Here is a 22,038-nt window from a genome sequence, read left to right on the forward strand (position 1 = left end):
GCCCTATATTGCCAGTCCCCGATCGCGCCCCATGCAAGAAGAAGATTTCACCGAGAATACCGGCCGTCCCTCCAAGACCAAGAAGAAGCAGGCCATGCACGAATTGCAGGATCTCGGCGCCGAACTGGTCGAGCTGTCCACCGGCCAGCTGAAGCGGATCAATCTGCCGGAGAATATTTACGAGGCGGTGCGCGAATGCCAGAAGATCACCGCCCACGGCGCCCGCCGGCGGCAGATCATGTATCTCGGCAAGCTGATGCGAAGCACCGACGAGGAGCCGATCCGCGCCGGCCTGGCCCTGATCCGTGGCGAGTCCTCGGCCGAAACGGCTCGCCTGCACCGGTTGGAACGCTTCCGCACTCGCCTCCTCGAAGACGAGTCGGTGCTCGCCGAAATTTCCGCACTGTGGCCCAGCGTCGATCTTCAGCACCTGCGCCAGTTGCGGCGCAATGCCTTGAAGGAGCAGGAAAACAACAAGCCGCCGAAGAATTTCCGGGCTATTTTTCAGGTGCTGCAGGAGCTCGATAAAGAGGGAGGCGTCCATGTCGCAGAATGAAGAGCTGGTCATCGGCCTGGTTTCGATCAGTGACCGTGCCTCGAGCGGCGTCTATGAAGACAAGGGCATCCCGGCTTTGCAGGAATGGCTGGCCTGTGCGCTGAGTTCGCCCTGGCGGGTTGAAACCCGGCTGATCGCCGACGACCAGCCGACCATCGAGCAAACCCTGATTGAACTGGTTGATATCGCCAAGTGCGATCTGGTTCTGACCACCGGCGGCACCGGCCCGGCTTTGCGCGACGTTACGCCGGAAGCCACGCTGGCCGTGGCCGACAAGGAAATGCCGGGCTTCGGCGAGGAAATGCGACGGATCAGCCTGAACTTCGTGCCGACCGCCATCCTCTCGCGCCAGGTCGCGGTGATCCGCAAGCAGACGCTGATCATCAATTTGCCCGGTCAGCCGAAATCGATCAAGGAAACGCTGGAAGGCGTCCGCGATGCCGAGGGCAAGGTCACACACGTCGGCATCTTTGCTGCAGTGCCCTATTGCATTGATCTGATCGGCGGCCCCTATGCCGAGACCAACGAGGCGGTGATCAAGGCCTTCCGACCGAAAACCGCCATTCGTCCCAAATAGTCCGCAATGCTTGGTGCCAGCCTTTGCCTTTGTGGTGCCTAGCCGATGACCGCCTGGCGATAGCGTGCCAGTTCGAAGTCGGTCGTCTGCTCCAGCAAGGCCACCGGGGTCAGGGCATAGCGTTTTTCCTGTACGCCATATTCAAGCGTTTCGCGCAGGTCGAAACTGGCTGGCGGCAGGACGATGTGTACCTCGCCTGCCGCGCAACCTTCCTCAATGATCAGGGCTGGAACGCCGGGTAGCGCGGCATAACTGGAGGCCGCCCGTGGCTTGACTTCGACGGCCAGCGCCTGGCGGGCCAGGGTCTCGATGCCGGCACGGGCATTGCTCTCGGTTACCCGGTGGTAGCGGCGGACAATGCCGAGTAGCCAGTTTTCGCCGCCTTCAGGCTGCATTGCCACCAAGGCACCGACCTTCAGCCAGTCGGCCGGCATGTCGCTGACCACGGCGCCAAAGCCACCGCGGCTGACGTTTTCGGCGACCCAGCTTTCCATCTGCAGGCCCGCCGGCTTGCCGCCGAATTCACCGGAAAATGCCACATAGGCATTGACCAGGCCATTGAGCACCGCCATCCGATGCTTGACGCGGTGCCGGTCATGCTTGCGCTGCGGCGGCACCGGGGCCAGATAAACCGCGAGATGGCGCACCACCGGGATCAGCGTCTTCGGGTAATACTGCCCGCCGAGATTGATATCGGCGGGAATGTCGCCGCCACGCTCGAGCGTGTTCAACAGGTTCCGGATTGCTTCATGAGCCGGGCCGGGCTTGAAGTAACGCTGCGACGGCAGTGCCCGGCTGGGCATCCTGGCCAGGCGTAGCGGTGCCTGGGCGAGCTTGAGGTCGACCCAGTAGACGCTGTCGTGCTGCGGCTCGTCGGTGAACACGAAGCCTGGCAGGAAGTGTTCGATCAGGCGTTCGGCGAGTTCGATTTCCAGCGGCAGCAGGCTGTCCATCGAGGCGGCCTGAAAGACCATGACCTTCTGATACTCCTGGGACGGCGAACTGACGCCGACCTGCCCCCGAACTGCAGCGACTTACCCGCCACACCGGCCTCTTCGGCCGTCAGCAGCGCCCTGCCCAGGCGTTGCCAGAGCAGATTGGACGAGGGGCCATAGTGAAACTGGTCCCATTTGATAAGGGCACCGATCGCGGCCAGCAGGCGGGTGCAAATGAAGGGCTGCGCTGCTTTCAGTTGTTCTGCCGGCCGTCCCTTGTCGCCCTGGCTGGCCAAGCTGCGTTCATAAGCTTCGGCGAGCAGGGTCCAGAAACCGTAATTGATCGACCACAGGCGTTTTTCATCGGCCCGGGTCAGGCGGGCGGTGTGCAGGTAATCCTTGGTCAGGCGCCGAACGTGGGGCTGGGCGGCCTCGTCCAGCTGGCGGGCCGCTTCTTGAAAGCGGTCGACCGGAATGTCATCAGCTGCCAGCAGCGACTCCAGCCAGCCGACGATTTCATCGAGCGACTTGAAGGCATTGTCCTTGGGTAATTCGGCAATGATCTTTTTCAGTTCGCGCGGCTCGGCCAGGGGGTGTCCCTCTTTTTGTCCGAACAGGCTTCCCATTTTTTTCAGCATTATTGTCTCCCTCAAAGCCAGACCAGCGCGCAGTTTAGCCGCTGTGCCGCGGTTTGGGCATGGGCGGCACCCGTTCCTCCCGGAAACCGGCAATGTAGAATCGTGTTTTTGATCGAATGGCAGGCTCCCATGCAGCAATACCTCGACCTGATGCGCCATGTGCTGGAAAACGGCAATGACAAATCCGACCGTACCGGCACCGGTACGCGCTCCGTTTTCGGCTGGCAGATGCGCTTCGACCTGAGCCGGGGCTTTCCGATGGTGACCACCAAGAAGCTGCATCTCAAGTCCATCGTCCATGAACTGCTGTGGTTCCTGCAGGGCGATACCAACATCGCCTACCTCAAGGCAAACGGCGTCCGCATCTGGGACGAATGGGCCGACGAGAATGGCGACCTCGGCCCGGTCTACGGCAAGCAGTGGCGGCGCTGGGAAACGCCGGACGGCCGCGTCATCGACCAGATCGCCCAGCTGGTCCACAGCCTGAAGAACAACCCTGATTCGCGCCGCCATATCGTCTCCGCCTGGAACCCGGGCGACGTCGATAGCATGGCGTTGCCACCCTGTCATTGCCTGTTCCAGTTCTATGTCGCCGATGGCAAGCTGTCTTGCCAGCTCTACCAGCGCAGCGCCGACATCTTCCTCGGCGTGCCATTCAATATCGCCTCCTATGCGCTGCTGACGCTGATGCTGGCGCAGGTCTGCGGTTATCAGCCGGGGGAATTCATCCATACCTTCGGCGATGCGCATATTTACGCCAATCACTTCGAGCAGGCCCGCCTGCAGCTCTCCCGCGAAACACGCCCGCTGCCGACGCTGTGGATCAACCCGGAAGTAACCGACCTACTAGCTTTCCGCTTCGAGGATTTCCGTCTCGACGCCTATGATCCGCACCCCCATATCGCCGCCCCGGTCGCGGTGTAAGCGATGATTCTCGGCGGCGACCTCGGCGGCACCAAGACGCTGCTGGCGCTTGCCGAACGCCAGAACGGCGGGCTGCGCATCGTGCGCCAGCAACGCTATGCCAGTGCCGACTACCCGAATTTCGACGATCTGCTCGCCGATTTCCTGGTCGGCGCTCCGCCCATCGCCAGTGCCTGTTTCGGCCTCGCCGGCCCGACCGATGGACGAACCGCCCAACTCACCTATCTCCCCTGGCGGCTGTCCAGTGCGGCGCTGCGCCGGCGCTTCGGGATCGGTCGGGTGGTGCTGACCAACGATTTTGCGGCAACCGCCCATGGCCTGGCGCTGGTCGATCCAACGCAGATCATTACCCTGCACGCAGGCCAGCCGGTCGTCCACGCGCCACGGGTCATCGTTGGGGCCGGCACTGGGCTCGGCGTCGCCGGCCTGGTCTGGGGCGGCAAGCGTTATCGCGTCATCCCCGGCGAAGGCGGGCACCTCGGTTTCTCGCCGCAAACGTCGGAGCAGGGCGAGCTGTGGCGCTGGCTGCTCGACATGAAGGGTCGGGTGACCACCGAAGATATCGTCTCCGGCGCCGGCTTGGCGCGGATTTACGCCTTTCTTGGTGGTCCGCCGCTGCCCCGGCGGCGATCGGCCAGGCGGCGCTGGCCGCGACCGACCCGCTGGCCGGGCAGGCGCTGCAACTCTGGTCGAGTTGTTATGGAGCCTTCGCCGGCGATCTTGCCCTGCACTGGTTGGCCCGGGGCGGCGTCTATTTGACCGGCGGCATTGCCGCCAAGCTGATGCCGCAGGGCGACGTCACTCCCTTCGTTGCCGCCTTTCTAGCCAAGCGTGAGCACGCGCCACTGGTGGCTAACATGCCGGTCCGTCTGGTCATCGATGAAAATATCGGCTTACTGGGGGCGCTGGCGGTGGCAGACGGAGCGCGCTAATCGGCGAACTGGCGGCAGGGGCAGTCAGTGTTTCAGGGCGCGGGCCGCGACGGCGACGGTAACCCTGGAGGCCCCATGCAACTTGAGAACACGGGCTGCTTCGTTGACGGTCGAGCCGGTGGTCATCACATCGTCGATCAGCAGGATTTGCCTGCCGCTGAAGTCGGTGCTGCATTCAAAAGCGCCACGCACATTGCGCTGGCGCTCCTTGAGCGGGAGATCGGCCTGCGGTGGCGTGGCGCGGGTGCGCTGGAGGCTGCTGCAGTCGAGGTTGTAAGCCAGCCGCTGGCTGAGAATGCGGGCAATTTCGACCGATTGATTGAAGCCGCGTTCGCGCAGGCGCTCGTCGTGCAGGGGGAGGGCGACGACCAATTCGTCACCCTTGGGCAGACAAGCGGCGAGCCGGTCGGCCAGCCAGCCGGCGACCGCCAGCTGGTGGCCGTATTTCAAGGCATGAATGATGCGGTCGATCGGGAAGTCGTAGCGAAAAGCCGCCACTGTTCGATCGAAATGGGGCGGAGTCTTCAGGCAGGCGCCGCAGCGTTCGCCATGCGTGGTCTGTTCGGCACATTGCGGGCATTGCGCCGGCGGCAGTGCTGGCAGGTCGCTCGCGCAGGCCGGACAAAGAAGGGCATCCCGGCTGTCAGCGCCGCAGAGCAGGCAACTGCCGGGCAGCAGTGACGCCAGCCAGTTGCGGGCGAGTTGTTTTATGGGAAGCACAAAGGCCTGGGGTAAAATTGACAGCCTAGTATACGTGCTCGATAATTCATAATTACCGACGCGATCCGTGTCTGATTTCTCTCGAATTTTCTCAAGCAAGGCCTCCCATGCACGCTAGCACTCTCGCCGCCGTCCCTTCCATTCCTCAGACCGCAACCACCCGCCGCTGGTCGGTGGCCGAGGTGCTCGCGCTCTATGAACTACCGTTGATGGATCTGATCTGGCAAGCGCAAGGCGTACACCGCGAACACTTCGATCCGAACGCCATTCAACGCTCGACGCTGCTTTCGGTCAAGACCGGCGGCTGTTCCGAGGATTGCAGCTATTGTTCGCAGTCGGCCCGCTACGACACCGATACCGAACGCGAACGCCTGATGCCGCTCGACGAAGTGGTCGCCGCCGCCAAGGCTGCCAAGGACAAGGGCGCTTCCCGCTTCTGCATGGGCGCCGCCTGGAAGGGGCCGAAGGACAACGATCTCGATCGCGTGCTGGACATGGTGCGCGAGGTCAAGGCGCTTGGCATGCAGACCTGCGTCACGCTCGGCATGCTCAAGGATGGCCAGGCCGAGAAGCTGAAGGATGCCGGCCTCGACTACTACAATCACAATCTCGATACCGACAAGGAATTCTACGGTCAGGTCATCAAATCCCACACCCACGACGACCGCCTCGATACCTTGGATCAGGTGCGCGACGCCGGCATCAACGTCTGCTCGGGCGGCATCATCGGCATGGGCGAGTCGCGCAAGAACCGCGCCGCGCTGATCGTCCAGTTGGCCAATCTGCCGCAGCCGCCGGAGTCGGTGCCGATCAACAACCTGGTGCCGATCCCCGGTACCCCGCTGGCTGACAATCCGCGCCTCGACCCGTTCGAGTTTGTGCGCACCATTGCCGCCGCCCGCATCACCATGCCGAAATCCTGGGTCCGCCTGTCGGCCGGCCGTCAGGAGATGAGCGACGAGTTGCAGGCGCTGTGCTTCCTGGCCGGCGCCAACTCGATGTTCTACGGCGACCATCTGCTGACTACCAGCAACCCGGAAGTCGATCGTGACGACGCGCTGTTTGCCCGTCTGGGTGTGAAACCGGTTTGAGTGCAGGCTTTGTCGACCGGCAGCAGGTCGGTCGACGGTTTTCCAAGGTCGCGGCGAGCTATGGCGAGGCGGATTTCTTCGTCCGCGAGGTCGACCGCCGGATGCAGGAGCGGCTCGATTACGTCAAGATCGAGCCCAAGCGCATCCTCGATCTGGGTTGCAGCCGGGGCGGCAGCTTTCCCGGCCTGGCGGCGCGTTATCCCGCCGCCGAGCTGATCGGACTGGATGTGGCGCCGGCCATGCTCGACACCGGCCATGTGTCACGCGCCGGCTGGCAGCGCTGGCTCGGCCTGGGCAAGGCATCCGGTCCGCAACGCCTGGCTGCCGATGCGGCGAAGCTGCCGCTAAAAGCGAAGTCGGCGGCACTGGTCTGGTCGAACCTGCTGCTGCACTGGCTGGACGATCCCTTGCCGGCCCTCGCCGAGGCCCATCGTGTCCTCGAAGTCGGCGGCCTGCTGATGTTCTCGACGCTGGGGCCGGATTCCCTGAAGGAACTGCGTACCGCCTTTAGCGACGGCTACGCCCACACCCAGCGGTTTATCGACATGCACGATCTGGGCGATATGCTGGTCGGCTGCGGCTTCGCCGACCCGGTGATGGACATGGAAGTCATCACGCTGACTTACGACGATCTCGATGCGCTGTTCGCCGAATTGCGCGCCGCCGGTTCCGGCTGTGCGATGAAGGCACGGCGGCACGGATTGACCGGTCGCGGTTCGCTGGCCGGGGCGCGGGCGGCCTATGAAACGATGCGCCGAGATGGCAAGCTGCCGGTGACCTTCGAGGTGGTCTATGGCCACGCCTGGAAGACCGAAGCCAAGCAGACCCCTGACGGCCGGGCCATCGTCCGTTTCGATCCGCCGCGTCGCAAGTGATCAGTCCGGCTTGCGTTTGAAGTATTTGAGCGGCTTGGCGGCCGCGAAGCGCGGCACCGGAATGGCCTTGCTGCGGCGCTCCCGGACCCGCCAACCGAGCAGCAGACCGAGCGCCAGCGCATAGGCAACCGGCCAGAGCAGGGCGGTGTCTTCGGCGATGGACAGCCAGAGGTAATGGATGGCGGCGAGGATGCCGGCCAAGTAAGCATTGCGATGCAGTTCCTGCCATTTACGCCCGCCCAAGTGGCGAAGTGCCCACTGGTTCGAGGTGGCGGCAAGCGGGATCAGCAACAGCAAGGCGGCAAAACCGGCGCTGACGTAGGGTTGTTCGAAGATGTCGCGGGCGATGTCGTCCACCGCAAAGCCATGTTCGAAGCCGATGAAGGCCAGGAAGTGCAGGGTGGCGTAGAAAAAACAGAACAGCCCGAGCATGCGGCGCAGTCGCAATAGCCAGTGCAGCTGGGTGATCGCCCGCAACGGCGTGATGCAGAGGGTGACCAGCAGCAGGTTGAAAGTCCAGGTGCCGGTCCAGCGCTGCACGAAGGCGACCGGCTCGGGGCCGAAATCGCCGGTCCAGACGGCCCAGAGCAGTCGCTCGAAGGGCAGCAGGCAGATCAGGAAAAGTCCGGCTTTTATCCGAGATAGCTGCCTGGCTTCGGGTTGCCAGGTCATCAGGCGGACAGAGCTGCCTTGAGGTCTTGGATGTCTTCTTCGGCCTCGCTCAGGATATCGATGTAACGTTCGCGCTGGCTGTTCATCAGCTCGATGTTGGTGGAGTTGATGTCGCCCGGCAGGAAAATTTCCGGGGTGACGGCAAGCAGGTTGGCGAAGTAAAGCACGTCACCGACCGAGCAGGGGGTTTCGATGTTTTTCAGATGGTCGTGATCCTGGACCGCGGCGACGACGCTTTCCGGCAAGCCAAGGATGTGAAGCAGGCTCTCGCCTATGCTTTCATGCCAGCCGCTGATCAGTTCGATCATGGCCGGCTCATTGTCGCGGTATTCCTCGTATGAGGCCGCCCGGAAGAGCAGGTAGAAAATACCGATATCGTGTACCAGGCCGGCCAGCATGGCTTCATCGGGATTGATGCGGCCGAGGTGGCGAGCCAGTACGCGGGCGATGGCCGCCACCCGGATCGAGTGTTCCCAGGCTTGGTGGGCGATATCATCGTAGGCGGCCAGATTCTTCGACTTCAGCATCTGGTCCATGGCCACGGCTAGCGAGGTGGTGCGCACGGCTTCAAAGCCAAGCCGGCTGATGGCCGTGGCGAGGTCGGTAATCTTCCGGCCGGATGGGTTGTAGCTGACCGAATTGGCCAGGCGCAACAGCTTGCTCGAGATCAGCGGTTCAATGCCCACCACCTGAACGACGCGTTCCAGGTTGGCGAGTGGGTCTTTCAGCGTATTCCTGACAAGAATCGCCGCATCCATGCAGGTCGGGAAATTGACATCCCCCGACAGGTCACGGGCGATGTCTTCAAGAATGCGAAAATGAATTCGCGAGTCGTTGGCAAGCATCTTAGCCGGCGATGTAGCGTTCCAGTTCGTCGATCAGAAACTGCTGCGAACTGATCGTTTCCTTGACCAGGTCGCCGATGGAAATCATGCCGACGACGCTGCCATCGTCGGTTAGTACCGGCAGATGGCGGAAATGCTTGTCCGTCATCAGAGCCATACATTCGTCCAGTGTCGTGCCCGGTGTGACGTAGGCCACCCGGTCACTCATGATTTCGCTGACCGTGGTTTCCTTGGAACTCTTTCCTTGCAGGATGATCTTCCGAGCATAGTCGCGCTCGGAAAACATACCGACCAATTGTTCGCCATCAAGCACCAGCAGGGCACCAACGTCGTGCTGAGCCATGATGGTCAGCGCATGGAATACCGTATCGCGAGGAGCAACGACGGCAAGCGGACGACCAGTTTTGGCCGCCAGTAACTGTTTGAGCGTCTTCATGGGGGAGTCTCCTTTATAGGATGAGCTTGTTGTTAGGGCAGTCTATCCCGCCGGGCTAGGGCTGCCAAGTGGCCAAAAAACAAAAAAGGCAGCCGAAGCTGCCTTTTTCAAATTGCCTTCTGATCAGCGCAGGCCTGCCGCAAATTCGGCAACCGCAGCGATTTCGACATCGGAAAGCTTGCCGGCGATATCGCGCATCATCTTGGCCGGATCGTTGGCGCGTTCGCCAGCGCGGAAGGTCTTCAGCTGCAATTCGGTGTATTCCGGGAACTGGCCAGCCAGACGCGGATACTGGGCCGGCAGGCCGGCGCCGGCCGGGCCGTGGCAACCGGCACAGGCAGGAACACCCTTCTTGAAATCACCTTGACGCCAAAGTTTCTGGCCCAGGGCAATCTTGGCCTGATCCTTGGCGGCAGCCGGAGTCTGTTTCTGGCTGGCGAACCAAGCGGCGACGTTCTTCATGTCGTCGTCGGAAAGGGCGGCAACCATGCCGGCCATGATCGGACTGTTACGGGCGGCCGGCTTGTCGCCTGCGGCCTTGAAATTGGTCAGTTGCTTGTAAATATATTCTTCGACCTGTCCGGCCAGGTTCGGGTTGGCGGAGACGGGGCTGTTGCCATCGGCGCCATGGCAGGCGACACAGATGGTTTCGGCGATGATTTTGCCCTTGGCAGGATCAGCCTTGCCCTTGGCTTCTTCAGATGCATGAGCGATGAAACTGGTGGCAAGAAGGATTGCCATTGCCGTGGTGCGAATCATTTACGAGCTCCTTGTACGCGTTTGTGGGCGCTTTGGCCGGAACGGAGGTTACAAACCTGCTATTCTATATCAGTTCACCGCCCCTTGGCGGGTCTTCCGAGTTTTTTATGCCACTGTTCCAACAGGCGGTTTTTCTGACAACCGTCGCCAATCTCCGAGATTTACCCCAGGATTCAGTCCGCGAAGTTGCCTTTGCCGGGCGTTCGAACGCGGGAAAATCTTCCGCCATCAATACCCTCGCCGGGCGGGTTCGGCTGGCTTATGTCAGCAAGACGCCGGGGCGCACGCAGCACTTGAATTATTTCACGCTGGCCGACGGCAAATATTTCGTCGATCTGCCCGGTTACGGTTATGCCAAGGCGCCGGAGGCGATCCGCTCACAGTGGGAGGGGCTGATCGGCCCCTATCTCAGCAAGCGGGATCAATTGGCCGGGCTGGTGGTCATTATGGACATTCGTCGGCCGATGACCGACCTCGATTTGAAACTGATCGACTGGTTCCGGCCGACCGGGCGGCCGATCCATATCCTGCTCTCCAAGGCCGACAAGCTGAGTCGCCAGGAGCAGACCAAAGCCCTGCGTTCGGTCAAGGCCGAAGTGGCGACCTGGGGCGATGCCGAACTCTATTCCGTACAGCTTTTCTCCAGCCTGAAGAAGGCCGGCGTCGAGGAGGCCGAGGGCGTATTGGCCGGCTGGCTGGATATCGAAATCAAGAAAAAGGAAAACAAAGGGCCCCGGATAAGGGGGGTCCGGGGGCCAAAATGCCTTAACGTGGTCAAGGCACCCGCTCAGGGAGGTGAAGCGGGAGATAGCGCGTGCCATCTGCAGACTGTGACGCGGGTCAAAGCCTAAAGTTCCGCCCGAGTCTAAAATTTTTCGCGACGATTTTGATTGAGGTTTGAAGCATGAGTTCTGTCGGACGTTTTCCTGCAACCCGCATGCGCCGGATGCGGCGCGACGATTTTTCCCGCCGCCTGATGCGCGAGTCCGTGCTTACAGTCGATGACTTCATTTACCCGGTTTTCGTGCTCGAAGGTGAAGGACGCATCGAGAAAGTGGCTTCGATGCCCGGCGTCGAGCGCCAGTCGCTCGATGTCCTGCTGAAAACAGCCGAACGGGCGGCCAGATTGGGTGTTCCGGCATTGGCGCTGTTCCCGGTGGTCGATGCCTCGCTGAAATCATTAGGGGCGGAAGAAGCCTATAACGCCAGTGGTCTGGTGCCACGTGTGGTTAGGGCGCTGAAGCGCGAGTTTCCGGAACTCGGGGTGATCACCGATGTCGCGCTCGACCCCTATACCAGCCACGGTCAGGATGGCCTGATCGACGAAACCGGCTATGTGCTCAACGATGAGACGCTGGAAGTGCTGGCCAAACAGGCGCTTTGCCATGCCGAGGCCGGGGCCGACGTGGTCGCGCCGTCCGACATGATGGATGGCCGGATCGGCCGGATTCGCGCTGAATTGAACGAAGCCGGACAGATTTACACCCGGATTCTGGCCTACTCGGCCAAGTATGCCTCGGCCTTCTACGGCCCCTTCCGCGACGCGGTGGGTTCGGCCGGTAATCTCGGCAAGGGTAACAAATACACCTATCAGATGGACCCGGCCAATACCGACGAGGCGCTGAAGGAAGTGGCGCTCGACCTCGAGGAAGGCGCCGACATGGTCATGGTCAAGCCGGGCATGCCGTATCTGGATATCGTGCGGCGGGTCAAGGACGAGTTCAAGGTGCCGACCTATGCCTACCAGGTCAGCGGCGAGTACGCGATGCTCAAGGCGGCGGCGCAGAACGGCTGGCTGGACGAGAAGGCTTGTGTCTTGGAAAGTTTGCTGGCCTTCAAGCGGGCCGGGGCCGATGGCATCCTGACCTACTTCGCGCTTGATGCGGCGGAGTATCTGAAGGGCTGATTCAGCAGTACCAGCAACTAGGGCGGCTGCGGCCGCCCTAGTTCGTTAACCGCCCGGTGCGCCGGACTGCGACAGGCAGGCGAAGTAGAGCATCGGCCATTGCTGTTGCCACTGGGTCAGCGGTTCGCGGCTGAAGCCGCTACGGGCGTACTGCTCCCAGCGACCGACGACATAGCAGCGCAACAGGTTGGCGAGGGCGCCGAAATCGGCGTCGGCCTTGAGGTTTTCCTGGGTCGCAGCAATTCTCAGCGCCTGCTTGAGGGAAGCTTCGATCTTGTCGAGCAGGGCATTGATGCGGGCTTGCAGGCGTTCATGCTCATTGACCAGGGCGTCGCCGATCAGGACACGGGTCATGCCGCGGTTTTTCTGGGCAAACCGCAGCAACATCCCGATCACCAGTTCGACCTGCTTGAGGCCCTGGCTTTCATCCGAGCTGATCTGGTTGATGACGCCAAACAGGCTTTGCTCGATGAATTCGATCAAGCCTTCGAACATCTGGGCCTTGCTGGCGAAGTGCCGGTAAAGCGCGGCTTCCGAGCAGCCGAGTTTGGCGGCGAGGGCTGCCGTGGTGATCTTCTCCCCTTTCGGCGTCTCCAGCATGCCGGCCAGGGTTTGCAGGATCTGCAGGCGACGTTCGCCCGGTTTCGTTGCCATGCTTGCCCCCTCGCGATTTATGATCATTGCCTGAAAATTATAATCGACCGCAACGCTCCGGAAGTTGTAGAACCGATTTGATTTTCACGTCGACGTAAGGCGAGCGCCGTAAGCCAGCACTTACCCACACCGTCTTCATGCCGAGCTTTTTTGCGGTTACCAGATTGGGCAGGCTGTCCTCGACCATGATGCAGCGCTTCGGATCGAGATGCTCGGCCCGGAGTAGGGCGAGGAAGCCGGCCAGCATCGGCTTGGGGCGAAAACGCAGGTTCTCGACCGAGTACACCGCTGAAAAGCAGTTGCCGAGACCGGTCAACTCAAGAATGGCCTCGGTGTAGTGGTGCGGCGCGTTCGAGAAAATTATTTTTCGGCCGGGCAGTCGGCGCAAAGTGTGCAAGGTAGCCTTCTGAAAGACCACCATGCGCTTCAGGTCGGGGAACTGGTGCGTTTCCCGGAGAAAATGCCGGGGGTCGGTACCGTGGTGACGCATCAGGCCGAGCAGCGTGGCACCGTAACGTACCCAGTAGTCCTGGCGAAGAAGGGTGGCAGCCTGTTCGTCGAGCCCCAAGTGCTGCTCGATGTACTGGCGCATCGAGCGGTTGATGTGGGGAAAAATGTGCGGAGACGCGTTGTGGAGGGTGTTGTCGAGATCAAACAACCAGACGCGTCCCGCCTTCATTTAGTGCGACTTGATCATCGTGCCGACGCCATGGTCGGTCAGGATTTCTAGCAGTAGGGCGTGTTCGACGCGGCCGTCGATGATGTGCACGCCCTTGACGCCGTTGCGGGCAGCATCGAGCGCCGAGCCGATCTTGGGCAGCATGCCGCCGGATAGCGTGCCGTCCTCGACCATTTCGTCGATCTGCTTGGGCGTGATGCCGGTGATCAACTGGCCGTCCTTGTCGAGCACGCCAGGGGTGTTGGTGAGCAGGACCAGTTTTTCAGCCTTGAGGACTTCGGCAATCTTGCCGGCGACGACGTCGGCGTTGATGTTGTAGGTCTCGCCATCCTTGCCAACGCCGATCGGGGCGATGACTGGGATGAAGGCGCCTTTGTCGAGGTGGTCGATCAGCGACGGGTCGATCGAGGTGATCTGGCCGACCTGGCCGACGTCGATCAGGTCGCCCGGGTTATCCTTGTCTTCCAGCATCAGCTTCTTGGCGCGAATGAAATTGCCGTCCTTGCCGGTCAGGCCGACGGCTTTGCCGCCGTGCTGGTTGATCAGATTGACGATGTCCTTGTTGACCTGGCCGCCGAGGACCATTTCGACGACTTCCATGGTTTCGGCGTCGGTGACACGCATGCCCTGGATGAATTCGCCTTTCTTGCCGACGCGGGCCAGCAGGCTCTCGATCTGCGGGCCGCCGCCATGCACGACGACGATATTGAAGCCGACCAGTTCGAGCAACACCACGTCACGGGCGAAACAGTTCTTCAGGTGTTCGTCGGTCATCGCATTGCCGCCATATTTGACGACGATGGTCTTGCCGTGGAAACGCTTGATGTAGGGCAGGGCTTCGGCCAGAACGGCGGCCTTGATGCCGGGGGTGAGATTTTCGAGACTCATGGCATGCTCCGAAGGGAATCGCCGCGGATTGTACAAAGAAAAAGGCACGAACGGGGTCGGCCCGGCCACGCCAAATGGCTCTTCTGCCGGATTTTGGGGGTCAGGGCCGCCGATGTAAGCGTTCCGGAAGCATCAGAATGGCGTCCCGGTTGGTCCACGAAAAACAGCGCTCGGCGGCGGCGCGCCAAGGCATCCAGGTCCAGTCGCGATGTTCGTCGGGGGCTGGGGTGATTTCAATGCAATGCGGCACTTGCAGGGCGAAGAGATGTTCGAGATTGTGCGTGACCCCCGGGGCGTAGCGGTGGCGCCACTCGGCGAATATTTCAAAATTGTTGGTGAGCCGCCAGTCGTCGAGGCGATAGAGTCGGGTATCGATGCCGGTTTCTTCGCCAACCTCGCGGCGGGCGGTGTCGATCAACTGTTCGTCGTCCTCGCGGCTGCCGGTCACGGATTGCCAGAAACTGGGATGTGCCGCGCGCTCCAGCAACAGGATATCGAGGGCCGGCGTATAGATGACGACGAGTACCGAAACCGCCTGCTTGTAGCCGCTCATGCCTCTGGTAGTGCGGCGACTCCCCGGGCTGGGGTGTCGAGAAATATCCAGCACGGGTTGTTTGTTTCACGGCGGGCTTCGGCCACCGCCTGAAAGACCTCGATCAGCGTCGAGAAATTCTCGGACTCGGCTTGCTGCAGGCTGTCGGTTCCATTCAGCAACAAGACCAATGACTGGCCGGCTTGCCCGTCCGGATCGGTCAGGCAATCGAAAAGGGCATCGAAATTGGCGCCGTACCAGGTCGGGAAATGCAGGATGGTGCCAATTTGGCGAAGCGATTCCGCTACTTTCCGACAGGCAGCAAGGTCCACTACGAAGACTGGTTTTCCAAGGTGGGCGGCTGTTTGTTCCAGTTCGGCGCGGTGAGTCGGTGGCAGGTAAAAAATGCCGGAATGGGCGGCTAATTTCAAGTGTTTCTCGTACATGCCTGGCGCCTCGCTATGGCCGAATTCGCCGGAAAGACCGGTAATGATCATCGGTGTAGTAGAACTCGTCTTCACGGCCGGCGACGATGCGCCGCGGTCCGCGATCACGCCGCCAAGGGCTCTTCACCGTATATTCGCGGTAATAGCCGCGCGCCCGAAGCGGCAGACGCTTTTCGAAATTGCCGAAAACGATGCCGTCACGGTCGTAGGGGAAAGGGCCGCCGTCCTTGATTAGCGCCAGGGTCTGCCGGGCTTCTCGCGGTAAATCGGCGACTGCGACCCAGTCGACGGCGGCATCGTTGCCAGCAAACCCGAAAGCGCTTCCGATTGCCAGCCAAAGGACAATCAGGAAGCGCAGCGAGTATTGCATGGCAGTTTAGGCCGGGCCGCCGACTTCGACCTGGGTTTCAACCTTCTGGCGCAGGCGGATGTGCAGTTCGCGCAGTTGCTTCTCGTCGACGCCAGAGGGGGCATCGGTGAGCAGGCATTGGGCGCGCTGGGTCTTCGGGAAGGCAATGACGTCGCGGATCGACTCGGCACCCGTCATCATGGTGACGATGCGGTCCAGGCCGAAGGCCAGACCACCGTGCGGTGGGGCACCGTACTTGAGGGCATCGAGCAGGAAGCCGAACTTGGCCTGTTGTTCTTCCGGGCCGATGTTGAGGGCCTGGAAGACAGTTTCCTGAACTTCGGCGCGGTGGATACGGACCGAGCCGCCGCCGATTTCCCAGCCGTTCAGCGCCAAGTCGTAGGCCTTGGCCAGACACTTGCCCGGATCGGTCTTGAGTAGGGCAACGTGTTCGTCCTTCGGGCTGGTGAAGGGGTGGTGGCAGGCGGTCCACCGCTTGTCTTCCTCGTCGTATTCGAACATCGGGAAATCGACTACCCACAGCGGCTCCCAAGCCTTGCCATTGACGAAGCCCTTTTCGTGGCCGATTTTGGTGCGCAGGGCGCCCAGCGCGTCGTTGACCACCTTGGTCTTGTCGGCACCGAAGAAAATCAGGTCGCCGGATTGGGCGCCAGTGCGCTCGACGATGGTCTTCAGGGCGGCTTCGTGCAGGTTCTTGACGATCGGGCTTTGCAGGCCGGTTTCGTTGAGCTGTGTGACGTCATTGATCTTGATGTAGGCCAGGCCCTTGGCACCGTAAATGCTGACGAACTTGGTGTATTCGTCGATTTCACCACGGGTCAGCGTAGCTCCACCGGGAATGCGCATGGCGGCGACGCGGCCATTTTCACTGTTGGCGACACCTGCGAAGACCTTGAAGGAGACATCCTTGACGGCATCGGTAACTTCGGTGAGTTCCAAAGTAACACGCAGGTCCGGCTTGTCGGAACCGAAGCGGTTCATCGCTTCGGCGTAGGTCATGCGGGGGAAGGGGGCTGGCAGGTCGACGTCGATTGCATCCTTGAAGACATAACGGATCAGCTTTTCGATCAGCGCGGTGATGTCATCCTCGGTCATGAACGAGGTTTCGATATCGACCTGGGTGAATTCGGGTTGGCGATCGGCGCGCAGATCTTCGTCGCGGAAGCATTTGACGATCTGGTAATAGCGATCGTAACCGGCGACCATCAACAGTTGCTTGAAGAGTTGCGGCGATTGCGGCAGGGCAAAGAACTGACCCGGATGAACGCGCGACGGCACCAGATAGTCACGGGCGCCTTCCGGCGTGGACTTGGTCAGCATCGGCGTCTCGATGTCGATGAAGCCATTGTCGTCGAGGAAGCGACGGAAGGCGCGCGCCGTCTTGTAACGCAGCATCATGTTGTTCTGCATCTGCGGGCGGCGCAGGTCAATGACGCGGTGCAGCAGGCGGACGTTTTCGGAGAGATTGTCTTCGTCGAGTTGGAAGGGCGGCGTGACCGACGGGTTCAGGACTTCGATCTCGTGGCAGAGAATTTCGATCTCGCCGGAAGCCAGGTTGGCGTTGGTCGTGCCGGCCGGGCGCGGACGTACCTTGCCGGTAATCTTCAGGCAGAATTCATTGCGGACGGATTCGGCGATCTTGAAGGTATCGGCCCGATCGGGGTCGCACACCACCTGTGCCAGGCCTTCGCGGTCGCGCAGGTCGATGAAGATGATGCCGCCGTGGTCGCGCCGACGGTGGGCCCAGCCGCACAGGGTGACGATTTGCCCGTCAAGGGCTGCATTGAGTTGTCCGCAATAATGGGTACGCATGAAGCTTTCCGTTTGATTCAGGTATTGGTAATGACGCGCGGGTGCGGCGGCGGGGCCACGACACCCATCGAAATGATGTACTTGAGGGCTTCGTCGACCGTCATGTCTAGTTCGATCACGTCCTTGGCTGCCATCATCAGGAAAAAGCCTGAAGTCGGGTTGGGGGTGGTCGGGACATAGACGCTGACGTATTCGCCTTCGAGGTGATTGACCAAGTCGCCACCCGGTTGCCCGGTTTGAAAGGCAATGGTCCAACTGCCGTGGCGCGGATACTGGACGAGCAGCGCCTTGCGGAAAGCATTCCCGTTGGGGGCGAACAGGGTGTCGGAAACCTGCTTGACGCTTTTGTAGACCGAGTTGACGACGGGGATGCGGGAAAGCAGCTTGTCCCACCAGACGACCAGTTTCTGGCCGATAAAGTTGGCGGCAAGTAGTCCGGTCAGGAGGATCATGGCCAGGGTCAGCAGCGCGCCAACACCGGGAATCGTGAATCCGAAGAGGTTTTGCGGGTGTATGGTCGCTGGCAGCAGGCGCAGGGATTGATCCAGCGTGCTGACGATCAGCGACAGCACCCAGCCAGTGATGACCAGAGGCACCCAGATCAGGAGCCCGGTGATGAAGTAGCGTTTGATCAGTTGGCCGCGCACGGAGTGCATGCTCCCGAACCACCCTGGCACGGCGGCGCGCTGTCAGCCTTCGGGGCGGGCTTGCCGCCGCCCTTGAAATCAGTGGCGTACCAGCCATTCCCCTTGAGCTGAAAGCCGGCAGCGGAGAGCAGCTTGTTGTAGCTTTCCTTGCCGCAGGACGGGCAGGTGGTGAGCTGCGGGTCGCTCATCTTTTGCAGATGCTCTTTCTGGGAACCGCAGGAGTCGCAGCGATATTCGTAAATCGGCATGGGAGTCCTCCAAAACCTTGAATTATAACCGAGAGTCAGGATTGGTTATATCTGGGCGGAGCGCCCAATTTCAAGCGATCAGGCCAAGATAGCTACGCGTGATCTGTTGCCCCCAGAACAGGGCGATGATGCCGGCGGCCGCGAGGTAGGGGCCAAAGGGAATAGGGACGTTCCGACCGTGACGGGCGGTAACGATCAGGGTGATGCCAACTGCCGCGCCAACGATCGAAGAGAGCAGGATGATGGCTGGCAGCATCTGCCAGCCAAGCCAGGCGCCAAGTGCCGCCAGCAACTTGAAGTCGCCATAACCCATGCCTTCCTTGCCGGTGGCCAGCTTGAATAGCCAGAACACCGACCACAAGGCGAGGTAACCGGCCATGGCACCGATGACGGCAGTCGGCAGGTCGCTGTAGGTGGAGAAAAGATTGAACCCCAGTCCGAGCCAGAGCAGGGGTAGGGTGATGGCGTCGGGAAGCAGTTGGGTGTCGAGGTCGATGACTGCAAGTGCAATTAGTGACCAGACGAGCAGCAGTGCGCCAACGGCTTGCGTAGAGGGGCCAAAATGCCAGGCGGTATAAGCGGAGAGCAGGCCGGTAGCAATCTCGATTAGTGGGTAGCGCAGGGAGATCGAGGTGCCACAACCTGAGCATCGGCCTTTCAGCAGCAGATAGCTGATGACTGGGATGTTCTCCAGCGCCGTGATCTGGTGTCCACAGGAGGGGCAGCGGGAGCGTGGTCTGGCCAAAGAAAGCGGTGCTGCGGCAGGTACGGTTTCGCCCCGCAGGTCTGCACACTGGGCATGCCATTCCTGTTCCATCATCTTCGGCAGGCGATGGATCACCACATTGAGGAAGCTGCCGACGCATAGACCGAGCAGCCCAGCCATGGCAGCCAGGCCGCCCAGTGATTCAAGAGGCATCAAACAACAGATCCCAGTTTGAAGATTGGTAGATACATGGAGACCACCATTCCGCCGATAAGCGTGCCAAGAACGACCATGATCAATGGTTCCATCAGGCTCGACATGGCCTCGACAGCATCATCAACTTCTGCTTCGAAAAAGTCGGCGACCTTGGAGAGCATGGAGTCCAGAGCGCCCGATTCCTCGCCGATGGCAACCATCTGGGTCACCATATTAGGGAAGAGATTAACGTTCTGCATCGAGATGGTAAGGCTGGTGCCAGTCGACACCTCGCTTTGAATCTGTTTGGTGGCGACCTTGTAGACGTGGTTGCCAGCTGCGCCGCCGACGGAATCGAGGGACTCGACCAGCGGCACCCCAGCCGCGAACATGGTGGCCAGAGTGCGTGTCCAGCGGGCGATCACGGATTTGCGAATGATGTCGCCGAAGATCGGCATACGAAGAAGGAGGCGGTCCATGAACATCTGGACCTTTTCCGAACGTCGCCAGCTTTCAAAGAAGGCATAGAGCCCGCCACCGATTGCCCCGAAAATCGCCCACCAATATGCTACAAAGAAATCAGAGATGGCCATGACGAACAGGGTTGGGGCTGGCAGATCGGCACCGAAGCTCTTGAAGACTTCTTTGAAGGCCGGAATCACGAAGATCATGATCACCGCGGTGATTACGAAGGCGACGACGATCACCGCGATCGGGTAGAACAGGGCCGATTTGATCTTGCTCTTGATGGCAATGATCTTTTCTTTGTAAGTGGCCAAACGGTCAAGCAGTGTGTCGAGAATACCGGCCTGTTCGCCGGCGGCTACCAAGTTGCAATACAGTGCATCGAATTGCAGCGGGAATTTGCGGAACGCCTGAGAGAGCGAACTACCGGTTTCGACATCCGCCTTAATATCGAGCAACAACTTGCCGACCGCGGGATTGGAGTGGCCCCTGCCGACAATATCGAAGGCCTGCAACAGCGGCACGCCGGACTTCATCATGGTCGCCAGTTGACGGGTAAAGAGGGCGATATCCTTGTCGGTAATCTTGCCGCCGGTCTTGAAGCGAACTTTCTTGACTTTGGTATTGGTAATGCCTTGGCGGCGCAGTGTAGTTTGGACTACAGATTCGCTGGCTGCACGGAGTTCGCCGCGAACAGTCTTGCCGTCCTTGTTTCGGCCTTCCCACAGGAAAGCGGTTTCCTTGACGGCCGATGACCTCGATTTTGCGGCGGTAGCCATATGTCTTCCTTCCCCTTATACGTTGGTCGTGCTCAAAACCTCGTCAAGCGAGGTGACGCCCTGTTTTACTTTGAGCAAGCCGGACTCGCGCAAATCCTTGACGCCTTCGGCCTTGGCCTGGAGTGCAAGATCAAGCGAATTGGCACCGCTCATGATCAGGCGCTGCATGGCTTCGGAAATCGGCATGACTTGATAGATGCCGACGCGTCCCTTGAAGCCACTCCCCTTGCAGCGGTCGCAACCGCCTGGGCCATAGAGTGTCCATGAACCGTCGAGATCATCGTCTTTGTACCCGGCGTCAATCAGCGCCTGAGTTGGTACAGTAATCGGCTTTTTGCAGTTGCACAGGCGTCGCGCCAGACGTTGTGCCGTGATCAACTGAATGCTGGAGGCAATGTTGAAGGTCGGGACGCCCATGTTCATCAAGCGGGTAAGGGTTTGCGGAGCATCGTTGGTGTGTAGCGTCGACAACACCATGTGACCCGTTTGCGCTGCCTTGATGGCGATCTCGGCTGTTTCCAGGTCGCGGATTTCGCCAACCATGATGATGTCCGGATCCTGGCGGAGAAAGGCTTTCAGGGCGACCGGGAAGGTTAGTCCGGCGCGGTCATCGACATTGACCTGATTGACCCCCGGCAGATTGATTTCTGCGGGATCTTCGGCTGTCGAGATGTTAACTCCGTCCTTGTTCAGAATGTTCAGGCAGGTGTAGAGCGATACCGTTTTGCCGGAACCAGTTGGGCCGGTAACAAGAACCATGCCGTATGGCCGATTCACGGCATCGAGCAGGGCAGCTTTCTGCGCCGGTTCATAGCCCAGTGCTTCGATGCCCAAGGTAGCCGAGGTTGGGTCGAGAATACGCAGCACGATTTTTTCACCCTGGAGGGTGGGGAGGGTGCTGACACGGAAGTCGATGGCGCGACTCTTGGAGAGAACCAGACGCATTCGCCCGTCCTGCGGAACGCGCTTCTCGGCAATATTCAATCGCGAGATCACTTTGATCCGCGAGGCGACTTTTTCCTTGATGGCGAGAGGGGGGTTGCCACTTCCCGCAAGATGCCGTCAACCCGGAAACGAATGCGGTAGAACTTCTCGTACGGCTCGAAATGGATGTCCGACGCCCCGTCGTTGATGGCATCGAGCAACATTTTTTGAATGAATTTGACGACCGGAGCGTCGTCGATATCCTGCCCGGCCGCTTCATCAGCCTTTGAGGCCGACTCCTCGTCCAGAAAGTCGAGATTGATGTCGTCGCTGGCCAGATTCTTGAGCGTATCGGCCGCCGATTCGGAATACTTGGCGACCAAAGGGCCAGCTTTGGATGCTCGACGACGATCGGGTCGACCGCCAAGCCCGTTTGAAATCGGATTTCATCCAGGGCGCGCAAATTGGTGGGGTCAGCAATCGCCACCGAGAGCCGGTTGCCGCGCTTGTTGAGCGGGATGACCTTGTGGGTCGAAATCAGCTTGCGATCAATCGCATTCTCGGGGATATGCGTTTCGTCGAAAGCGGCGAGGTCGAGCAATGGATAACCAAAGGTATCGGAAACAAAGCGCGCGATATCGATCGCCGATGCCTTCTGGCTTGCGATGATCTGCTCGATCAGGGAAATCTTGGCATTGCTGGCTTGGGAGAGCAATTGCTCCGCCTCCGCCTCCTTGAGCTGTCCGGCCTGAACCAGTGCACGCGCCAGGCCGCTTAGTGGAGGGTTTTGAGGGGTCGCTGCCATCGAATAGTGTCGAATGCCGATT

The 22,038-nt window shown here is 60.5% G+C and carries 26 protein-coding genes and 2 pseudogenes; 9 read left to right on the forward strand and 19 right to left on the reverse strand.

Going from position 1 to position 22,038, the window contains the following annotated elements; all coding sequences use genetic code 11:
- Positions 1–31: 31 nt before the first annotated feature.
- On the forward strand, positions 32–556 hold the full coding sequence (yjgA, locus tag NQE15_RS03845; RefSeq protein WP_265946703.1) for a ribosome biogenesis factor YjgA: 525 nt from the start codon (positions 32–34) through the stop codon (positions 554–556).
- Positions 543–1,133 carry a molybdopterin adenylyltransferase gene (gene mog, locus NQE15_RS03850; RefSeq protein WP_265946706.1) on the forward strand — a complete coding sequence of 197 codons (591 nt, stop codon included), beginning with the start codon at positions 543–545 and terminating at the stop codon, positions 1,131–1,133. Before yjgA ends, mog begins: the two co-directional genes overlap by 14 nt.
- Positions 1,134–1,171: 38 nt before the next feature.
- On the opposite strand, the gene NQE15_RS03855 is transcribed toward mog, so the two are convergent.
- Positions 1,172–2,107 (reverse strand): hypothetical protein, encoded by a 936-nt coding sequence (locus NQE15_RS03855; protein WP_265946708.1) that lies wholly within the window; start codon positions 2,105–2,107, stop codon positions 1,172–1,174.
- A complete protein-coding gene (locus NQE15_RS03860; protein WP_265946710.1) occupies positions 2,041–2,706 on the reverse strand; it encodes a hypothetical protein in 666 nt (221 codons plus the stop codon). Before NQE15_RS03860 ends, NQE15_RS03855 begins: the two co-directional genes overlap by 67 nt.
- Positions 2,707–2,835: 129 nt before the next feature.
- On the opposite strand from NQE15_RS03860, the gene NQE15_RS03865 reads away from it, so the two are divergent.
- The 3 genes from NQE15_RS03865 to NQE15_RS03875 are packed head-to-tail and all read left to right on the forward strand — an operon-like array spanning position 2,836 to position 4,562.
- Positions 2,836–3,630 (forward strand): thymidylate synthase, encoded by a 795-nt coding sequence (locus tag NQE15_RS03865; protein ID WP_265946712.1) that lies wholly within the window; start codon positions 2,836–2,838, stop codon positions 3,628–3,630.
- Positions 3,631–3,633: 3 nt separating this feature from the next.
- The gene (locus NQE15_RS03870) at positions 3,634–4,389 is read left to right on the forward strand and encodes a glucokinase (RefSeq protein WP_265946714.1); all 756 of its coding nucleotides are present in this window, start codon (positions 3,634–3,636) and stop codon (positions 4,387–4,389) included.
- Positions 4,293–4,562, forward strand: a complete 270-nt coding sequence (locus tag NQE15_RS03875; protein WP_265950116.1) for a glucokinase — start codon at positions 4,293–4,295, stop codon at positions 4,560–4,562. The genes NQE15_RS03870 and NQE15_RS03875 overlap by 97 nt, the downstream gene beginning before the upstream one ends.
- A 24-nt stretch (positions 4,563–4,586) precedes the next feature.
- On the opposite strand, the gene NQE15_RS03880 is transcribed toward NQE15_RS03875, so the two are convergent.
- Positions 4,587–5,282 carry a ComF family protein gene (locus tag NQE15_RS03880; protein WP_265946716.1) on the reverse strand — a complete coding sequence of 232 codons (696 nt, stop codon included), beginning with the start codon at positions 5,280–5,282 and terminating at the stop codon, positions 4,587–4,589.
- 107 nt (positions 5,283–5,389) lie between these two features.
- Here NQE15_RS03880 and bioB point away from each other — a divergent pair, with 107 nt between their 5' ends.
- Both bioB and NQE15_RS03890 read left to right on the forward strand, forming a co-directional pair.
- Entirely contained in the window at positions 5,390–6,373 is a 984-nt protein-coding gene (bioB, locus tag NQE15_RS03885) for a biotin synthase BioB (RefSeq protein ID WP_265946718.1), read from the forward strand.
- Positions 6,370–7,248 (forward strand): methyltransferase domain-containing protein, encoded by an 879-nt coding sequence (locus NQE15_RS03890; RefSeq protein ID WP_265946720.1) that lies wholly within the window; start codon positions 6,370–6,372, stop codon positions 7,246–7,248. Before bioB ends, NQE15_RS03890 begins: the two co-directional genes overlap by 4 nt.
- Here NQE15_RS03890 and NQE15_RS03895 read toward each other — a convergent pair whose 3' ends face one another.
- From NQE15_RS03895 to NQE15_RS03910, 4 genes are all read right to left on the reverse strand, one after another.
- On the reverse strand, positions 7,249–7,920 hold the full coding sequence (locus NQE15_RS03895; protein WP_265946722.1) for a sulfite oxidase heme-binding subunit YedZ: 672 nt from the start codon (positions 7,918–7,920) through the stop codon (positions 7,249–7,251). It abuts the gene before it with no gap.
- A complete protein-coding gene (locus NQE15_RS03900) occupies positions 7,920–8,765 on the reverse strand; it encodes an HDOD domain-containing protein (RefSeq protein ID WP_265946724.1) in 846 nt (281 codons plus the stop codon). The genes NQE15_RS03895 and NQE15_RS03900 overlap by 1 nt, the downstream gene beginning before the upstream one ends.
- Before the next feature lies 1 nt (position 8,766).
- Positions 8,767–9,201 (reverse strand): CBS domain-containing protein, encoded by a 435-nt coding sequence (locus tag NQE15_RS03905; protein ID WP_265946726.1) that lies wholly within the window; start codon positions 9,199–9,201, stop codon positions 8,767–8,769.
- A 123-nt stretch (positions 9,202–9,324) separates the two neighbouring features.
- Positions 9,325–9,960, reverse strand: coding sequence for a c-type cytochrome (locus NQE15_RS03910; RefSeq protein WP_265946728.1), 636 nt, complete (start codon positions 9,958–9,960; stop codon positions 9,325–9,327).
- Between the two features lie 107 nt (positions 9,961–10,067).
- On the opposite strand from NQE15_RS03910, the pseudogene yihA reads away from it, so the two are divergent.
- Both yihA and hemB read left to right on the forward strand, forming a co-directional pair.
- Positions 10,068–10,729: pseudogene (yihA, locus tag NQE15_RS03915) on the forward strand (ribosome biogenesis GTP-binding protein YihA/YsxC).
- Positions 10,730–10,864: 135 nt separating this feature from the next.
- Positions 10,865–11,866: a porphobilinogen synthase gene (gene hemB, locus NQE15_RS03920; protein ID WP_265946729.1), complete on the forward strand. Its 1,002-nt coding sequence runs from the start codon at positions 10,865–10,867 to the stop codon at positions 11,864–11,866.
- Between the two features lie 45 nt (positions 11,867–11,911).
- Here hemB and slmA read toward each other — a convergent pair whose 3' ends face one another.
- The 12 genes and pseudogenes from slmA to pilB all read right to left on the reverse strand — a co-directional run bounded on the left by slmA (position 11,912) and on the right by pilB (position 22,016).
- Positions 11,912–12,520 carry a nucleoid occlusion factor SlmA gene (gene slmA, locus NQE15_RS03925; RefSeq protein WP_265946731.1) on the reverse strand — a complete coding sequence of 203 codons (609 nt, stop codon included), beginning with the start codon at positions 12,518–12,520 and terminating at the stop codon, positions 11,912–11,914.
- A 37-nt stretch (positions 12,521–12,557) separates the two neighbouring features.
- Positions 12,558–13,199 (reverse strand): pyrimidine 5'-nucleotidase, encoded by a 642-nt coding sequence (locus NQE15_RS03930; RefSeq protein ID WP_265946733.1) that lies wholly within the window; start codon positions 13,197–13,199, stop codon positions 12,558–12,560.
- A complete protein-coding gene (gene argB / locus NQE15_RS03935) occupies positions 13,200–14,087 on the reverse strand; it encodes an acetylglutamate kinase (RefSeq protein ID WP_265946736.1) in 888 nt (295 codons plus the stop codon).
- Between the two features lie 100 nt (positions 14,088–14,187).
- A complete protein-coding gene (gene nudB, locus NQE15_RS03940; RefSeq protein WP_265946738.1) occupies positions 14,188–14,640 on the reverse strand; it encodes a dihydroneopterin triphosphate diphosphatase in 453 nt (150 codons plus the stop codon).
- Positions 14,637–15,116: a barstar family protein gene (locus NQE15_RS03945; protein WP_265946740.1), complete on the reverse strand. Its 480-nt coding sequence runs from the start codon at positions 15,114–15,116 to the stop codon at positions 14,637–14,639. The genes nudB and NQE15_RS03945 overlap by 4 nt, the downstream gene beginning before the upstream one ends.
- A complete protein-coding gene (locus NQE15_RS03950; RefSeq protein ID WP_265946742.1) occupies positions 15,079–15,435 on the reverse strand; it encodes a ribonuclease domain-containing protein in 357 nt (118 codons plus the stop codon). Before NQE15_RS03950 ends, NQE15_RS03945 begins: the two co-directional genes overlap by 38 nt.
- A 6-nt stretch (positions 15,436–15,441) precedes the next feature.
- Positions 15,442–17,247 carry an aspartate--tRNA ligase gene (aspS, locus tag NQE15_RS03955; RefSeq protein ID WP_265946744.1) on the reverse strand — a complete coding sequence of 602 codons (1,806 nt, stop codon included), beginning with the start codon at positions 17,245–17,247 and terminating at the stop codon, positions 15,442–15,444.
- Positions 17,248–17,264: 17 nt separating this feature from the next.
- Positions 17,265–17,879, reverse strand: coding sequence for a DUF502 domain-containing protein (locus tag NQE15_RS03960; RefSeq protein WP_265950120.1), 615 nt, complete (start codon positions 17,877–17,879; stop codon positions 17,265–17,267).
- A complete protein-coding gene (locus NQE15_RS03965) occupies positions 17,879–18,142 on the reverse strand; it encodes an FmdB family zinc ribbon protein (RefSeq protein ID WP_265946745.1) in 264 nt (87 codons plus the stop codon). Before NQE15_RS03965 ends, NQE15_RS03960 begins: the two co-directional genes overlap by 1 nt.
- A gap of 70 nt (positions 18,143–18,212) precedes the next feature.
- On the reverse strand, positions 18,213–19,061 hold the full coding sequence (locus tag NQE15_RS03970; RefSeq protein ID WP_265946747.1) for a prepilin peptidase: 849 nt from the start codon (positions 19,059–19,061) through the stop codon (positions 18,213–18,215).
- Entirely contained in the window at positions 19,061–20,287 is a 1,227-nt protein-coding gene (locus tag NQE15_RS03975; protein ID WP_265946749.1) for a type II secretion system F family protein, read from the reverse strand. Before NQE15_RS03975 ends, NQE15_RS03970 begins: the two co-directional genes overlap by 1 nt.
- A gap of 15 nt (positions 20,288–20,302) precedes the next feature.
- Positions 20,303–22,016: pseudogene (gene pilB, locus NQE15_RS03980) on the reverse strand (type IV-A pilus assembly ATPase PilB).
- Positions 22,017–22,038 lie beyond the last annotated feature (22 nt).

The sequence above is a fragment of the Dechloromonas sp. A34 genome (assembly GCF_026261605.1).
GTDB lineage: Bacteria > Pseudomonadota > Gammaproteobacteria > Burkholderiales > Rhodocyclaceae > Azonexus.

Bases quoted from the DNA above. Each gene is read 5' to 3' on its own strand.
- NQE15_RS03905 (WP_265946726.1), bottom strand. From the start codon at position 9,201: ATGAAGACGCTCAAACAGTTACTGGCGGCCAAAACTGGTCGTCCGCTT.
- NQE15_RS03950 (WP_265946742.1), bottom strand. From the start codon at position 15,435: ATGCAATACTCGCTGCGCTTCCTGATTGTCCTTTGGCTGGCAATCGGA.
- NQE15_RS03975 (WP_265946749.1), bottom strand. From the start codon at position 20,287: ATGGCTACCGCCGCAAAATCGAGGTCATCGGCCGTCAAGGAAACCGCT.
- NQE15_RS03970 (WP_265946747.1), bottom strand. From the start codon at position 19,061: ATGCCTCTTGAATCACTGGGCGGCCTGGCTGCCATGGCTGGGCTGCTC.
- NQE15_RS03860 (WP_265946710.1), bottom strand. From the start codon at position 2,706: ATGCTGAAAAAAATGGGAAGCCTGTTCGGACAAAAAGAGGGACACCCC.
- aspS (WP_265946744.1), bottom strand. From the start codon at position 17,247: ATGCGTACCCATTATTGCGGACAACTCAATGCAGCCCTTGACGGGCAA.
- NQE15_RS03870 (WP_265946714.1), top strand. From the start codon at position 3,634: ATGATTCTCGGCGGCGACCTCGGCGGCACCAAGACGCTGCTGGCGCTT.
- slmA (WP_265946731.1), bottom strand. From the start codon at position 12,520: ATGGCAACGAAACCGGGCGAACGTCGCCTGCAGATCCTGCAAACCCTG.
- hemB (WP_265946729.1), top strand. From the start codon at position 10,865: ATGAGTTCTGTCGGACGTTTTCCTGCAACCCGCATGCGCCGGATGCGG.
- mog (WP_265946706.1), top strand. From the start codon at position 543: ATGTCGCAGAATGAAGAGCTGGTCATCGGCCTGGTTTCGATCAGTGAC.
- NQE15_RS03900 (WP_265946724.1), bottom strand. From the start codon at position 8,765: ATGCTTGCCAACGACTCGCGAATTCATTTTCGCATTCTTGAAGACATC.
- NQE15_RS03965 (WP_265946745.1), bottom strand. From the start codon at position 18,142: ATGCCGATTTACGAATATCGCTGCGACTCCTGCGGTTCCCAGAAAGAG.
- NQE15_RS03895 (WP_265946722.1), bottom strand. From the start codon at position 7,920: ATGACCTGGCAACCCGAAGCCAGGCAGCTATCTCGGATAAAAGCCGGA.
- NQE15_RS03855 (WP_265946708.1), bottom strand. From the start codon at position 2,107: ATGGTCTTTCAGGCCGCCTCGATGGACAGCCTGCTGCCGCTGGAAATC.
- nudB (WP_265946738.1), bottom strand. From the start codon at position 14,640: ATGAGCGGCTACAAGCAGGCGGTTTCGGTACTCGTCGTCATCTATACG.
- NQE15_RS03910 (WP_265946728.1), bottom strand. From the start codon at position 9,960: ATGATTCGCACCACGGCAATGGCAATCCTTCTTGCCACCAGTTTCATC.
- yjgA (WP_265946703.1), top strand. From the start codon at position 32: ATGCAAGAAGAAGATTTCACCGAGAATACCGGCCGTCCCTCCAAGACC.
- NQE15_RS03865 (WP_265946712.1), top strand. From the start codon at position 2,836: ATGCAGCAATACCTCGACCTGATGCGCCATGTGCTGGAAAACGGCAAT.
- NQE15_RS03945 (WP_265946740.1), bottom strand. From the start codon at position 15,116: ATGATCATTACCGGTCTTTCCGGCGAATTCGGCCATAGCGAGGCGCCA.
- argB (WP_265946736.1), bottom strand. From the start codon at position 14,087: ATGAGTCTCGAAAATCTCACCCCCGGCATCAAGGCCGCCGTTCTGGCC.
- NQE15_RS03930 (WP_265946733.1), bottom strand. From the start codon at position 13,199: ATGAAGGCGGGACGCGTCTGGTTGTTTGATCTCGACAACACCCTCCAC.
- bioB (WP_265946718.1), top strand. From the start codon at position 5,390: ATGCACGCTAGCACTCTCGCCGCCGTCCCTTCCATTCCTCAGACCGCA.